Origin of the sequence: Pedobacter sp. KBS0701, assembly GCF_005938645.2 — a bacterium.
In the GTDB taxonomy this organism is placed as follows: Bacteria; Bacteroidota; Bacteroidia; order Sphingobacteriales; family Sphingobacteriaceae; genus Pedobacter.
The window spans coordinates 4,997,165-5,011,851 of sequence record NZ_CP042171.1 but is presented as its reverse complement, the minus strand read 5'-3'; the positions used below and the strand labels follow the sequence as shown (position 1 = coordinate 5,011,851).

Below are 14,687 nucleotides of genomic sequence, written 5' to 3'. Positions count from 1 at the left end.
AAAACCTCCTTCGGATTAATCATTCGAAGGAGGTTTTCATTTTATGTTTTAATTTATTTTATGCCTGAGCATCACGTAATCTTTTAATTTCATCGTGAGATGTTCTTAATGATGCTTTTTGATCAGAAATCAGTTCTCTGATATTTGAAGGGATATTTTCTTCCTCTAAGGCCATTTTGTATGCATTCTGTGCAGCGTCCTCTCCAAACTCACAATTGTTTAAAACAGTTTTACGGTCGTGTCCGGTAAAAAGTGCTTTAACATCCATCCAGGCCCTGTAGATTTTGCCCGAATTGGTTGTTCCTGTTTCAATATCCTCACCTAAAGCCGATACTTCTGTTGCCAATGCCATTTTATATTTTTGACTTTCACCTATCATATTTAAGAACAACGTTTTTAAGTCGGCATCTTCATCTTTTAATTCCTGGCGGGCTTTTTCGTAACCTTCAATACGATCATTATTAATTTGAATCAAATCGTTTAATACTTCTGCTGTTTCTGTTGTCGTTTTCATGTTTTTTATTTTTATAGTTTCGATGTATAAAAGCAACATGAGCAATTAAAAAAGGTTTGTCATTTTTTTTAATTGACCACAACGTTGAGCTATATCAGCTATTTTTGATTAGCGGACAGACTGCCAATTGTTATTGTTTGGAAAAATATTGTGCCAGCTTTTCTTTTACAAAACGCCTGACCCGCGTTACCATGTTGCCTTTTCGCTTAACCAAAAAGCTCTTGATGGCTTTGTATGCGATGGGGTCTTCGGCGATAACAGTAGGGAATTCTACAATTGGTTTGGGGTTGATAATTACGTTATAGATATCGTTTATTCCAGAGTGTACGCCCGTGCCATCGTGACCAATATTGTTAACGAGTGATTGTGATGGATTAAGTGTGATACCTCCTTTTAAAAAGATAGAAGCATACCATCTTATGGCCCAGCTATTGTTTTTACCTCTTTTAAATTCCTGCATTTGTTTCCAGAAATTCATTTTATTGTCGATGGAAAATGCAGTCCTTTTCTTTTTATCAAACTGTTTGATAAGAATGTTTATATCCGGTTCAAAGTTTTTCCATGCTCTTCCCCATGTTGCCCAGCCCCAGCTTGTTGCTGCCCTGTAGAAAAAAGATGGTGAAAGGTTATCTGATTTTAAAGGATACATATAGGCTCCAATATGCATTACTTTTTCTTCTTCGCGGTAATGGTTCAAAGCGTTATTGAAATACGATAAGGTATGCGGAGAGGTAATGAGGTCATCTTCAAACACAATTACCTGATCGTATTCTGCTATTAATTGGGTTACCCCTGCAATTACCGCATTGGCTAAGCCTGCATTAACCTTACTTTCAATTACTTTAACCGACTTAAAACCATCTGCTTTTTTGATGATTTTTCTTACTGCAGTAACTTTTTCTTTATCCAGGTCGGTTTTGGCACCATCAGAAAAAATATACAAATGGCTTTGTGCAGCAAGTTCATTTTGTTGCAGAAATTGTAACGTACGCTCGGTATGCTGCGGACGATTGTATACGAAAAGTGCTATTGGGGCAAGGCTTTGCATTTATATTTATCAATTAAGCTTATCAATAAGCGGGCTAGGCATTTTTACTATATAAGAAATTTAAGTTTCGTATAAGCTATGACAAAAGTATATCAATAAATTGATTCATATATCTCGTTTACATATGTTTTTTGGCCTTCTGAAAAGATATGCAAACAATTAAAATTTATCATTAGTCCAAGAGGCAATTTTAGTAGTTTCATATAAGTTACATGGATTGGTACAACGTTTTCAACAGCTTTAAATTCAACAACTAGAGAGTCTTCAATTAATAAATCACACCTTAGTTCTGAATCAATTATTAACCCTTTATAATCTATTGGGATAGTTAACTCAGATTTGAAATTAACATTTCTGATTTCCAGCTCGTGAATCATGCATTTATGATAAGTGCATTCTAAAAGCCCTGGGCCTAATGTCCTGTGTACCTCGATGGCTGCTCCGTTTACCTTGGAAACTAAGTCCTTTAAGTAATTTCTAGTTAACAACATCCTCTATTTTTTATTAATAATTAACTGGGGATGTATTTTTAACAGAATTTAATTTCTATTGCAATATATTAAATTAATTTTGGGAGTAAGAGCAATACGCTTATATTTTCTTCTATTCCTTATATGGTTAAATGGCCAGAATAAAATTCAAAGTATTATAAGATATAGTATATCCAGTTACGGTTTCACCACATAAGAAGTTTAAGTTTCATATAAGTTTGGATATATCTTGCGCTCTGTATTCACATAATCACTAAAATATCTGCAGGTTATGGTCAGACTTTTTGGTTAACACGGTATAGGCATTGGCAAACTGTTCCTGTTTTTTCCTGCCGAATAAGTTACCCAGGGTTTTCTTAATCCGGTATTCCAATTCAATTTTTAAGTTTTTAGAAAATGTTTTAGGTGCTTTTCTATTGATAAACTCATTAAATTTTACTGTTTCAGGAGCAGTCATCGAAACCTTATCTTCTAAAATTTCCAACCCTTCGCTTTGCAGCAAAAACCTTAAAGATGTTGGCGTATACATGTTGATGTGACCATAATCCAAAAAGTGTTTCATTCTTTCGTCTACACCAAAGCGATAGTCTTTAGGTACCTCTACTACAATATATTTTGCAACTCTTTTCAATTCACGGATCAGGATCCGCTCATGTTCCACATGTTCTAAAACGTGAGCAAGAATAATCAAATCGAAAGTATCATCTTCATAAGGGATTTTATATCCATCGAAAGTTTGTGCTTCTTTTAAACTGGCGAGCTTACGATCCCTTATAATATCTACACCACTTTGTGCAATTTCTAAAGCATAAAGTTCTGGTGCGAAATGCCATTCATTTAAAAAATGTAAAATACTGCCATCTCCGGCACCAACCTCAAGTACTTTTTTAGGTTTTAGTCCTTTGCATACATCAACAATGTTCTGGGCTTTATATTTTGCACCAAGCATTCTCCAGGCCACATCGCTGTTGGTATAAAAATTATCGTAGGCTGTTTTTACTTCTTCGCTTAACATGATCCTGACTGATTAAATGCCTAAACAATTATGCTGCTTGTAGAAAACTGAAGTTGCTTTTTCGTAAAAAAGACCTGGCGAAATACCGCTGAAACTTATCTCCTTAAATCCCTGTTCTTTCAATAGCACACGTGCAGGCTTATACACCTCACGCTCGCTGTCATCCAAAACCAATACCCCATTTGCTGATAAAGCATCAACGCTGTACTTACAACAGTTTACCCGGTCCCGTCCGTCAACAATAATAATATCGAACTTTTTATTGAGCAAAGTTGCTTTTTTAGCGTATTCACCATCTTTTTCTAATTGGCAGAAGATCATTTCTGCATTGGCCGGACTTGTATTTTTTACTTTATCAAACCAGCCTTTATCGTGTTCAACAGAGGTTACTGAGCCAGCTCTTTCTGCATAAAAAATAGTAGAACTGCCAGAGCCATATTCGAAAATGTGCTGTGTTTTGTTTATTCGCTCCTTAATAAAATCGATAAACGAATAGGTTACCCAAGGTAAAGCCTTCCCCTGTCCGTCTACGGCCTGTTTTTTGTCAAAGGCTGTAAACCAGCCAATGCTGTTCAGGTAGCCCTTATGTCCGTATGATAATAATGCCTTAAGCCTGCTAGGCTTTGCAATTAATGTGCTTAATGCTTTAAGAGTACTCAAAGTTTAAATATTTTTTGAAATGCGGTGACCAAAAATAATGATTTTAACATCATTATACCTTGTTGACGTGTTTTAGGAATTAATAAAAGATAAAATGTTGAAACAAAACAGGCAATAAGCGTTGCAAAAGACGCTCCTACGCCGCCATATTTTGGGATAAGCCAAAGATTTAGAAATATATTGACCATTGCGCCAGCGGCCGTTCTATAAAATGAGATTTTAGTAAAACCCTCTGCTACTAAATATTGAGAACTAGCCGTACCCAGAAAAACAAAAATACCCGACCATATATGGATGGAAAGCATTGGGCCGGCCCCATCGTATTTTCCCCTGTAAATCAAATGGATAATATCAGCCGCAAAAAAGCTGATGAATAAAGCAACCGGAAGGCTTATAAAAACGAGCAGATCGTAAAGATTTTTAAGGCGTTTTTGGTAACGGTCTATATCCGTTTTCCTTGCATTTAACAGCGCAGGGAATACTGAGGTAACAATAGCCACAGGGATAAAATACCAGGCTTCGCTTAAATTCTGAGCAGAACTGTAAATCCCGATCGCCTTACTGCCAATGCTTTTAAGCATCACCACATCGATTTTCATATAAATGGAGACCATCACAGCGGAAAGGATCAATGGAGAAGATTTTCTTAACAAAGATTTTGCCCGCTGTTTATCAAAGGTCCAGTCAAAAATACTGAAGCCTTTTTTCTGATAAACGATAACTAAGCCTACGGCCAAGATCAAGCCATCTAAAACATAAGCAAAAACGATATAAATTAAAGGCAGGCCCAATACAATGATGGCAACTTTGATAATTGAAATGGTAATGAGGCAGATATTCTGAACCTGCACAACATATTTAGACTGTACCTGCGATTGAAAGTAAGCGTCAATAACATTAAACGATTTGAAAAAAGAGGCGAAAGCGAGTAAACCAACCAGCAAGGTTAAAGGCTGTCCTGGATTGGATGAAAGATTATGGCTGACGAGGTAAATCCCAACCGCTATTGGAATAAGAAGGGCATTTGTTGTTATTCTAAGCCAAAGCGATGTACCTAAAATCTCATCACGTTTGGCAGGTTCCTGAATAATTTCGCGGATGATAAAGGTATCAAGACCCAAGGCCCCAACAGCAGCAAGGATGGCCACTAATGAAAGCCCAAAACTTAAATCGCCGAATAAAATTGGACCGAGATAACTCGTAATTAAAACATTTACGATCAAACTCAGGCCTTTGCCAAAAATCACCCACCCCGTATTCTTTAAATACTTGTTAAATGCTTCTTCGTCAAAACCTTTTATGGCGGGTAATTTCATTAACGCAAAGATGTAAAAAAATGTGCGTTAAGTGTGGTACCCTAAATTCAAATATTTTTATTGCCTATGTGATTGTTAACCTTCACTTTTTGTTTCCAGCACTTTTGTCCCGGTATTTTTAGTCTCAGACGTTGGAATCGGCACCGGGCTTACAACTGGAGCAGGTTTGCTATTTAACGGTGCGCCAACAGCAAGATCGCACCTGTGGTTCGGCTGACCATGAGGCGGGTTTAAACCTTTTCCTGCTTTCGCACCCGATACCTGCGTAACGGCGGGTTGGGGAGTGGTAACCACCTGTGTTGGCTTACTATTTAAAGGCGCGCCAACTGCGATATCACATCTATGACCAGGCTCTCCGTGCTTAGGGTTTAGTTTTTTTCCTGAGGGATTTACAACAGCCGCCGCTGGGGCAGGTGTAGGCTGTGGATTTGTATTTTGTTGAGGCTGCACCCTTGCCGTAGAGTTTAATGGTGCACCAACGGCCAGCGCACAGCTATGTCCGGCTTCACCATGTGGCGGGTTAAAGATCAGATTGCCTTTGGTATTCTGCGTTGCAGGTTCAGCAACATTGCTTTTTTTTAGTCCCTGGAGCCCGGTTGGAGTTGGAATAACCGCCTGAGCACTTTCTTTCTTTTCGATACCATTACAGGCACAAAGTATAGCGAGCATGGAGAGATAAAAAACATATTTCATGAGCACATATTTTAGGATTAACCAAATATGGCGAAATTAATTTACTGAGTAAAGCTCTTTTCTATTCTTTCTAACTGTTTTAGGTGATGCTTTAAATGTATTTCTATAAACCTAAGCCATTGTTTAGCATTTAAATAACCTAATCTTGGGTGTTTCGTTTTGCTATTGGCTTTTGCATGTACAAGTAATGGATAGTTATCGTCCAAAGCTTTTTCAAATTCCAAAATAAAATCGAGGGCCTCTGTTTTACTGATCTTTTTTACACGCTCTGCCAGCCGTTTAGGTACCTTATACTTTTTTGCCGGAGGTAACGCGCCCAGTAATAAAATCAGTTTTACCATAAAATGAGTGGGTTTGTTTTCGCCTTTGCCATTTGCAGCATGTGCAAAGGCAATTATGGAAAGCAGGCTCGAATCAAAAATATGTGAATATACCTCGCTATAACTCCAGCCAGAAATTGGAGGGGTAGTTTGGAAAATATCTTCAGGGTAACGCGATAATTTCGATTTGTAGGCATCGACTACCTGATGTATCGATGCCTTAACTTTTGCAGCCGTCATTTAATAAAGATAAGCCGAATTACTGTTTCTCCAAATATTTTAAGAAATCATCTTTATTGGATGGAAAAACAAAAACATCTGATATTGCAAAATAGTTCTGCGGATCGGCTACGTTTTTATACAGGTTTGTGGCTACCTTTAAACGTTGATCATCGAAAGTGAAAGATTTTAAAAGAATCCTTATCTGAGCACTTAATAACGATGCATTTTTTGTTACCACATTGATCATCCTCAATCTGCCATCATCAAAATTCTCTTTTCTATATTGCACTAAAAAAGTCTGAAAAGCATCTTCAGAAAGTAATCTGTAATACGGATCTGGCTGCGGCAGCACTGGCGGAACAATACCCGTATTATAATCTCCGGTGTACCCGTCAAAATCGTCAAGCGCATATTGTCTGTTCCGAAAGATATTTAGCTGTTTCAGCGTGATTAATTCCTTACCTTCCAGGCTTAAAACGAGCCTTTGTTCTGGAATCACCCTTACCCGTTGTTTTAAGATTTCCGTATTGCCCTGAATAATAGATAGTACTGGTGTAGAATTGTAGACATCGTAAAAGCGAAATCTACCCTTGGCCGACGAAACAAGTTCTTCGTCTAAATACACATTGTATTTGCCCGGATTAAGGATTTCTAAGAAAACTTCGGCAGATCTGCGGTTGTTTTGAGCGAAACTTAGGGTAGCAAATAACATTGCCAGTCCTAAAAAGATGGTTTTTTTCATTTTAATTAAGGTTTCATTTGTGTGTGTTTTGAATTAATGCCAAACAAATGCCAAAACCAAACAAAAAAGGAGTAGGGTTAAAAAAGTTTTAACAATTCTTCCAAATGAAAGATTTCCTGTTTTACATCTTCGGGTTTTTCTTTTTGCAAAGGATTAAAAAAGATGGCCTCTATACCAAAACCTAAAGCACCATAAATATCGGCTTCTAAACTGTCGCCAATCATAATGCTTTCTGCCTTTAAAGCCTTTGCTTTATCGAGTGCATATTCAAAAATGACCGGATTTGGTTTATTTACCCCTACATCTTCCGAAATGATTACATTTTCGAAATATGGATTAAGATTCGAAAGATTCATTTTGGTTAAGGTTGTTTCCTTAAACCCATTAGAAATGATATGCAGAGTATACTTTTGTTGAAGATAGCCCAAAACGTTTTCAGCCCCTTCGAACAAATTTGTTTTAGTTGGTGAAATATTTACATAGTCGTCTTCAAACTGAGGTGGAACGGCATCAGGATGAATTCCCAACTGAATAAACGTTTTGCTAAAACGCTCCGATCTTAAAAAATCTTTTGTGATTTTGCCCAGGTGATAATCGGCCCATAACTGATGGTTATTTTCGGTGTAAGTGCTGATAAAATCGGCGCAGGATTTAAGGCCGAGTTCATCCAGTTTATAAGTATGATAAAGCTCGTTTAATGTTTCTTCGGCATTGCGGTCAAAATCCCAGATGGTATGGTCAAGGTCGAAGAAGATATGTTTTTTCATTCGTGATGTTTTTCACAAAGGTAACTTAATGATCTTTGATTTATAAATAATCAGCCACCTTTGCTTTTAGTTTCTTCTCCTATAAATTGATAATTAAATCTCAGTATTTAGGTTCCTAATAGAACCAAATTTAATCGGTCAAAAAAAAATGCCTGAAAGCCAGGCATTGTAATTATTTTTTCTTTGGTTTGGGTAGCCCAAATTTCTTTAGTATTTCCAGCGCTTCTTCAGTCTTTTTAATAAAGTATTGATCATTCTCATATCCTTTCACATGCGTACTGATAATAGCATTGCCATGATCTATGTTTTGATGTTCCTTTTTGATTGTAGTAGGCATATTGTCTCTCCTTCCCTTGTTGTTATCAAATATAACAGTTTATTTTTTCTTTATCAAGAAAGCTGTATATGCTTCCTCTCCTGTAAACTCTTCCCATCCTTCGTCTCCTAAACCATATACATCAAATTCTGTGCTAATTATTTGTAGCATTTGCATTAGTTTTCGCTGATATAATCTTGTTCTTATGGGTGTACTCCCGTGTGCAAAAATCAACTCATCAGGGTAATGGTCCAAAAAATCATAAACAGTATTAGCAACGGTATACAGCACTTTCTCCATGTCTCCATTATTGCTGTTTGTAATATCGCTTATATTACCATCCTCCATAAGATCGCCAAACCCCAGATTGTAAACAGTACCTATTCCTGGAATATTTAACTTTGAGTATTGGACAATTTTTTGAATCGAACCATTTACACCCTCACTCGTAAATTGATAAGTTAGGAAATTTTTTTCAGCAAAATATTCATATTGATTTAAGAACATATATAAATTTAGTCTTCTTCAAATATATAAACCTCAACCTAAATCTTCTCTCCATAAGCTAAATCCCCGGCATCGCCAAGACCCGGTACGATGTAAGATTTACTGGTCATTTCCTGATCTATTGCCCCGAGCCAGAGTTTTGCTTTAGGCAGATTGGCGCGTACGTGGGCAACGCCTTCAGCACTCGCTATTGCAGCAACGATATGAAGCTCGGCAATTTTGTAGCGGTTAATCAGCTCTTTACAGCACATCACCATGCTTTGTCCGGTGGCCAGCATCGGATCGGCCATAATCAAAACTTTTCCTTCTAAATCCGGAGTAGAAATGTAATCCATTTGAATTACAAAATCGCCGCCCTTATCTACTTTGCGATAAGCAGAAATAAAGCAGCATTCGGCTTTGTCGAAGATGTTGAGCAGGCCCTGTTGAAGTGGTAACCCCGCCCGGAGTATGGTAGCTAAAACAGGCTGTTGGCTTAAAACTTCACAAGATGATACACCTAAAGGCGTTACGATTTCCTGGTGAGTGTATGTCAATGATCTGCTGATCTCGTAAGCAAAGAACTCACCAAGTCTTTCGAGGTTTTTGCGGAAACGCATCGAGTCTTTCTGGATATGTTCGTCCCGGAGTTCGGCAATAAAAGTATTGGCGATAGATTTTGTCTTGCTAACATCAAAAATCATCATGTTGTGTTTTCGGGTTTATAAAATCAAGCACTAATTAGGACGTTAAGATTATATTATATTATTTTACTTTGCCAATTGCGTTTAATGGTTAAAATTAGTAATTCTAAAACAGATAATTTAAAAAATAGTCCGGTTTCAAGGTAGATTACCAATTGTAAGATCAATAGCATCCTCAATGATTAACCATCTAGAAAATATAAGGGCATGAAGATTTATATTTTCTCATGTGACTTTATATGGTCAGTTTAAAGAGTTGATTGGAGAATCAATTCCCTGCGTAGTTAAGCGTTTCGATAAATAGTAACCTCAATTTTTTATATTTAGGATGATCTGATAAATTTTTTAAACTCCAACTGCTGTAAAATGTTCCATTTACAACCTTAACCGCATCAATATATTGATGTATTTTTTCTGTCGCTGCTTCGCGCGGTAAAAATTGAAGGTCATGATCCGTCAAGCAATAGGAATGAACGGCCAAAGGTGTTACTTTTTCGAGCTGGAGATCATACCAGTTAAATGGAGTGCACGTTCCTGCCCTAAATCCTGGTACATTGCCATAACCCATAGAATAATCTGAGGTAATGCCAGAATTAAGAATGTTTAAATAACAAATTGGAAACTTTAATACTTCCAATTGCTGACTGGTTAAAGGAATGGCAACAGGCTGGATTTTCTTGAGTTTGACCAGTCCTTCTTTAATTTCAGTCATCTTTTGCTTATTGTTTGCGCAGGGCCTCAATAAGCCGACAGATTGTTCCTCTAAATGCTTAGAAATGCCATTAATTTTAATATAATCAATCGGCAATTCAGGAAAATCGACAAAATAAAGGACTTTATTTTTTTTAGAAGCCACGATTTTATTTACTTCTTCCAGCACCTGCTCATTATTGATTCCAACTCCGGTGAGCCGATCGAATTTTGAACTCAGGTAATTATTTTCTTTCTTAAATACAGCGCTGAAAATAAATTTAGTCCTGTTTAAAAAACCCTCAGGCAAATGGGTTAACATACTAAAATGGATGGTGGACTGGTGCTGAAATTTCTTTTCCTGAAACTTAAAGGTTGGATGCTTTTTCCTGATGATACTTTTAATGATTAATGCCCACTCATCAATAATAGGCCTGTCCAGAATCCTCCACTTATGCTGATAACTTTTTGAGGGCTTAAACTCTTCTTCCGTATTTAGCTGATGAAGGTATTCTTCATACCTGCTGACCATAAAAAAGGATGCAGCAAAAACATCGAATGGTAAGGTCGATTGCTCTACCGGAAAAGGCACCTGATATTCTCCAAATGAAATGGTTTTAGGTTTAATTTCTTCTAATTTATTAGAGAAAAGCAAAGGTGTGCTTTTAAAGAAAAGTTCTTCGCCTAAGGATTCATCTCCATAGCTGATTTTGATGTGTTCGCTCTGCAAAAAATACGCGCTATTGCCTGTAAATTCTACTTCTGCTTTAAGGATATCTTTAAAAATGAAATTGAAGATATATTTAATCCGAGGCGTTAATATGTTGGAGAAGATGATTAGATGCATAACTATTTTTAACAACGCTGTATTTAAAAAAAGATTACAAGAAATATTTCTCAGCCTATATTAACCTAACTAATATTGACCATTAAAATTAACGGTAATTTAACATTGAATCGTTATCTAATACAAAAATTACAATTAAAAGTTTGCCGTGAATTTCTTCTCAGGATAAAGGATCTTAGTACTTTTACGATTGGCACCTTTCACTACATGTACTATACTCATCTGATCATCAAACATATCGTATAAAATCGTGTCGTTAACTTCAACAGATTTTATGGCTGCAACTTTTTCAACTTCCAGGTAAATATTAGTAGCCTCATGATCGATTTCAAATCCAATATAGTTCATGGAAACAGCTTTGCCATTGGCTTTTAGCTGTAAATGAGAAAGCAGGTATTTTTTCACCAACTCATCCATCGTACCTTTCATATTCGGATTGCTCAGATCGGTTTTCTGTTTGTATAATTTGGCTAAAATTGACTCGAAATCGTCTGAAAAGATTTTGCAGCTTATTTCTAAAGTTTTATCCTTTGCATTAAAGTTTACTTCAGTTGTGCTTACATGTAAAGGATGTTTTATTCCTGCTTTAACCGAACAGCAGGCACAGCATAATAACAAAAGGATATATTTTAATCTATGCATCAATTAAGGTGTTATAACCAGCAAAGTTAAGATTTAAAGGCTAAACCTGGCAATTGCCTTAAATAACGTAAAAATTAGTAACAAATTTGGTATTTATGCTTTTGTTTTAAGGATATTTGGGCTTTTTGTAATTAAAAACATAATTTTAAGCTTTATAAACTATTTTAAATCCAATAGTTAGCTTATTGTTTGATGCCGTTGCAAGATTTTATATTTTATTTTAAACTGGGTTGGGAGCATATTATCAGTGCCGACGCTTTAGATCACCAGCTGTTTATTTTGGCCCTGGTAGCTATTTACAGTTATGTTAATTTAAAGCAGGTGCTTATATTGGTTACAGCCTTTACTATCGGCCATTCATTTACCTTACTTTTAAGCGTATTGGATATGATCAGGTTTGATAGTAAGTGGGTAGAATTTTTAATCCCATGTACCATTGTCATTACAGCAATAAGTAATTTGTTCAGAAAGAATTTCTCCTTAAAATCTATCAAGATCAATTACTTTTTGGCATTGGGTTTTGGATTGATCCATGGCATGGGTTTCGCCAATTCCATCAGGATCATGCTGGCAAAAGACCAGAACATTGGCTGGGGATTATTCGGCTTTAATGTAGGACTTGAGGCAGGGCAGATTTTTATGGTGATTATCATTTTATTGATTACTTTTTTTATTTTCAATTACACCCGCATAAAACGTATAAGTTGGGTTTTATTTATATCAGCAGCCGTATTTAGCCTGGCTTTAAAAATGGCTTTAGAACGAATTCCTTTTTAATAAACCGTATAATGAATAAACTATTTACTTTAACCGGCCTGCTATTCCTTTCTGGAAGTTTTGCTATGGCTCAAAATATTCAGAATAACCCCGGGAGCAACCATGGGAATAAATTTGAGCAGTTGGGTACCATTTTACCAACACCAAACGAACAACGTACAGCCAGCGGGGCGCCTGGGGTTAAATATTGGCAGCAACGTGCCGATTACAATATCAAATGTGAGCTGGATGAAAAAAATCTGTTACTTACGGGATCTGAAACCGTAAGCTATACCAATAATTCTCCTGACCCTTTAACCTATATCTGGTTACAGCTTGATGAAAATGAGCATAGCACCGATAAGAACGCAAACTATCAGGATGCAACCAGAATGCCAACCGCAGGAAGTATCCAGTCTTTAGATGAGCTGAGCTCGAAAGCAAACAATGGCAATGGGATCAATATCACCAAACTAACAGATGCTACTGGTAAAAACCTGAAATATACGGTTAATAAAACCATGATGAGGGTTGATTTACCGGTAGCTTTAAGAACCGGACAGAAATTTATCTTTAATATAGACTGGAACTACAAAATTACCGACAGGATGAGCGTTGGTGGCCGTGGTGGTTATGAGTTCTTCCCGGCAGATGGCAATTACCTGTTTACCATGACACAATGGTACCCACGTTTGTGTGTGTACAGCGATTTTCAAGGCTGGCAGAACCATCAGTTTACAGGAAGAGGTGAGTTTGCTTTAACTTTTGGCGATTTTAAAGTCCAGATGACCGTTCCTGCTGATCACCTTGTTGGCTCAACTGGCGAATGTATCAACTACAGCGCAGTTTTAAGTCCTACGCAGTTGAGCAGGTACAATGCTGCAAAAACCGCAACTGCACCTGTCGAGATTCAAACTTTGGCTGAAGCTAAAATAGCAGAAACCAAAAAATCAACCGCTAAAAAAACCTGGGTTTTCAACGCCAGTAATGTTCGCGATTTTGCATGGACTTCTTCCCGTAAATTTATCTGGGATGCTATGCCACAAAAAATTCAGGCCAACAACAATACCGTAATGTGTATGAGTTTTTATGGAAAAGAAGCTTACAACCTGTACAGTAAATTTTCTACACGTGCAGTAGCGCATACGATAAAAACCTATTCAGATTTTACCATTCCTTACCCTTACCCGGTTGCACAAAGTATTGAAGCAGCCAATGGGATGGAATATCCGATGATTTGTTTTAACTATGGCCGTACGGATACAGATGGAACTTATAGCGAAAGCACCAAAAACGGAATGCTTGGTGTAATTATCCATGAGGTTGGGCACAACTTTTTTCCGATGATTGTAAACAGCGACGAACGTCAATGGACCTGGATGGACGAAGGTTTGAACTCCTTTGTTGAATATTTAACCGAAGAGCTTTGGGATAACAAATTCCCAAGTAAAAAAGGACCTGCCTACACCATTGTTGATTATATGAAACTGCCTAAAGATGAGTTAGAACCCATTATGACCAACTCGGAGAACATTGCTCGTTTTGGCCCAAATGCTTATTCAAAACCAGCTACAGGTCTGAATATACTTCGCGAAACCATTATGGGCAGAGAACTATTCGATTACGCATTTAAAGAATATGCTAGAAGATGGGCTTTCAAACATCCTCAGCCGGCAGATCTTTTCCGTACTATGGAAGATGCCAGTGGCGAAGATTTAGATTGGTTTTGGCGAGGTTGGTTTTATGGAACCGAGCCTTGCGACATTTCCTTAGATAGTGTGAAATTTGCTAAAGCAGACTTCCCTAAAGAGCTTCCGGCGGCAAGATCGAGAATGATGAAAATTGATAAACCGATGGTAAATGCTTTTGAGGATATTTCAAAAATCAGAAACCGTGAAGACAAGAAAATTAGCTTTTATGTAGATAAAAATACTGCAGCACAGGATTTTTATTATAAATACGATAGAGGAATGGTGACTGTAGATACTACAATATCTACCAAAACAAATCTTCCGTTTTCTGCAGATGTTGTTCCGGAAGCAGAAAAAGGAAAGTACGATAATAAGTTCTTATACGAATTAAGTTTTAGCAATAAGGGAGGTTTGGTGATGCCAATCATTGTAGAATTTACCTATAAGGATGGTACAAAAGAACTTGACCGTATTCCGGCACAAATATGGAGACATAATGAATTGAAAACCGCTAAATTTTATGTAAAAGATAAAGAAGTGGCTTCTATTTTAATAGATCCTTTGCTCGAAACTGCTGATATTGATACCTCAAATAACGTATGGGGAGGCAAAGGAAAAGAAAGCAAGTTTAAGGCTTACAAAATGAAGGCAAGTACTACTGTAAGGGGCCAGTCGGTTGGTAAAAATCCAATGCAGGCAGCTGCAGGGAAATAATAGTATCATTATTATCGCGGATCTTCATTCCCAACTGGATTGGGAATCTTAAA

General features: G+C 37.1%; 17 protein-coding genes. 2 read left to right on the top strand and 15 right to left on the bottom strand.

Annotated elements, in window-relative coordinates:
* Window positions 1-58: 58 nt before the first annotated feature.
* The 15 genes from FFJ24_RS20195 to FFJ24_RS20130 all read right to left on the bottom strand — a co-directional run bounded on the left by FFJ24_RS20195 (window position 59) and on the right by FFJ24_RS20130 (window position 11,473).
* Window positions 59-514: a PA2169 family four-helix-bundle protein gene (locus tag FFJ24_RS20195; protein WP_138818960.1), complete on the bottom strand. Its 456-nt coding sequence runs from the start codon at window positions 512-514 to the stop codon at window positions 59-61.
* A 130-nt stretch (window positions 515-644) separates the two neighbouring features.
* Complete coding sequence (locus FFJ24_RS20190) at window positions 645-1,562, bottom strand: glycosyltransferase (protein WP_138818959.1); 918 nt, start codon at window positions 1,560-1,562, stop codon at window positions 645-647.
* Window positions 1,563-1,654: 92 nt separating this feature from the next.
* A complete protein-coding gene (locus tag FFJ24_RS20185; protein WP_138818958.1) occupies window positions 1,655-2,053 on the bottom strand; it encodes a GxxExxY protein in 399 nt (132 codons plus the stop codon).
* A gap of 253 nt (window positions 2,054-2,306) precedes the next feature.
* The gene (locus FFJ24_RS20180; protein ID WP_138818957.1) at window positions 2,307-3,068 is read right to left on the bottom strand and encodes a class I SAM-dependent methyltransferase; all 762 of its coding nucleotides are present in this window, start codon (window positions 3,066-3,068) and stop codon (window positions 2,307-2,309) included.
* A gap of 12 nt (window positions 3,069-3,080) precedes the next feature.
* Complete coding sequence (locus tag FFJ24_RS20175) at window positions 3,081-3,728, bottom strand: class I SAM-dependent methyltransferase (protein ID WP_138818956.1); 648 nt, start codon at window positions 3,726-3,728, stop codon at window positions 3,081-3,083.
* Window positions 3,725-5,044 (bottom strand): flippase, encoded by a 1,320-nt coding sequence (locus FFJ24_RS20170; RefSeq protein ID WP_138818955.1) that lies wholly within the window; start codon window positions 5,042-5,044, stop codon window positions 3,725-3,727. Before FFJ24_RS20170 ends, FFJ24_RS20175 begins: the two co-directional genes overlap by 4 nt.
* Before the next feature lie 75 nt (window positions 5,045-5,119).
* Window positions 5,120-5,737, bottom strand: coding sequence for a hypothetical protein (locus FFJ24_RS20165; protein ID WP_138818954.1), 618 nt, complete (start codon window positions 5,735-5,737; stop codon window positions 5,120-5,122).
* Window positions 5,738-5,778: 41 nt separating this feature from the next.
* Window positions 5,779-6,297, bottom strand: coding sequence for a DUF1569 domain-containing protein (locus FFJ24_RS20160; RefSeq protein ID WP_138818953.1), 519 nt, complete (start codon window positions 6,295-6,297; stop codon window positions 5,779-5,781).
* 19 nt (window positions 6,298-6,316) lie between these two features.
* Window positions 6,317-7,021 carry a DUF4476 domain-containing protein gene (locus tag FFJ24_RS20155; protein ID WP_138818952.1) on the bottom strand — a complete coding sequence of 235 codons (705 nt, stop codon included), beginning with the start codon at window positions 7,019-7,021 and terminating at the stop codon, window positions 6,317-6,319.
* A gap of 77 nt (window positions 7,022-7,098) precedes the next feature.
* Window positions 7,099-7,788, bottom strand: coding sequence for a YjjG family noncanonical pyrimidine nucleotidase (locus FFJ24_RS20150; RefSeq protein WP_138818951.1), 690 nt, complete (start codon window positions 7,786-7,788; stop codon window positions 7,099-7,101).
* Window positions 7,789-7,960: 172 nt separating this feature from the next.
* On the bottom strand, window positions 7,961-8,125 hold the full coding sequence (locus tag FFJ24_RS26190) for a hypothetical protein (protein ID WP_168202513.1): 165 nt from the start codon (window positions 8,123-8,125) through the stop codon (window positions 7,961-7,963).
* 39 nt (window positions 8,126-8,164) lie between these two features.
* A complete protein-coding gene (locus FFJ24_RS20145; protein WP_138818950.1) occupies window positions 8,165-8,611 on the bottom strand; it encodes a hypothetical protein in 447 nt (148 codons plus the stop codon).
* A gap of 38 nt (window positions 8,612-8,649) precedes the next feature.
* Window positions 8,650-9,294 carry a uracil phosphoribosyltransferase gene (upp, locus tag FFJ24_RS20140; RefSeq protein ID WP_138820769.1) on the bottom strand — a complete coding sequence of 215 codons (645 nt, stop codon included), beginning with the start codon at window positions 9,292-9,294 and terminating at the stop codon, window positions 8,650-8,652.
* Window positions 9,295-9,562: 268 nt separating this feature from the next.
* Window positions 9,563-10,831, bottom strand: a complete 1,269-nt coding sequence (locus FFJ24_RS20135) for a hypothetical protein (RefSeq protein WP_138818949.1) — start codon at window positions 10,829-10,831, stop codon at window positions 9,563-9,565.
* 135 nt (window positions 10,832-10,966) lie between these two features.
* Complete coding sequence (locus tag FFJ24_RS20130) at window positions 10,967-11,473, bottom strand: DUF6702 family protein (RefSeq protein ID WP_138818948.1); 507 nt, start codon at window positions 11,471-11,473, stop codon at window positions 10,967-10,969.
* Between the two features lie 192 nt (window positions 11,474-11,665).
* Between FFJ24_RS20130 and FFJ24_RS20125 the strand changes: the two genes are divergently transcribed.
* Together FFJ24_RS20125 and FFJ24_RS20120 are read left to right on the top strand one after the other, a co-directional pair.
* Window positions 11,666-12,250 (top strand): HupE/UreJ family protein, encoded by a 585-nt coding sequence (locus tag FFJ24_RS20125; RefSeq protein WP_210419404.1) that lies wholly within the window; start codon window positions 11,666-11,668, stop codon window positions 12,248-12,250.
* Between the two features lie 11 nt (window positions 12,251-12,261).
* On the top strand, window positions 12,262-14,634 hold the full coding sequence (locus FFJ24_RS20120) for a M1 family metallopeptidase (protein WP_138818947.1): 2,373 nt from the start codon (window positions 12,262-12,264) through the stop codon (window positions 14,632-14,634).
* Window positions 14,635-14,687: the final 53 nt, after the last annotated feature.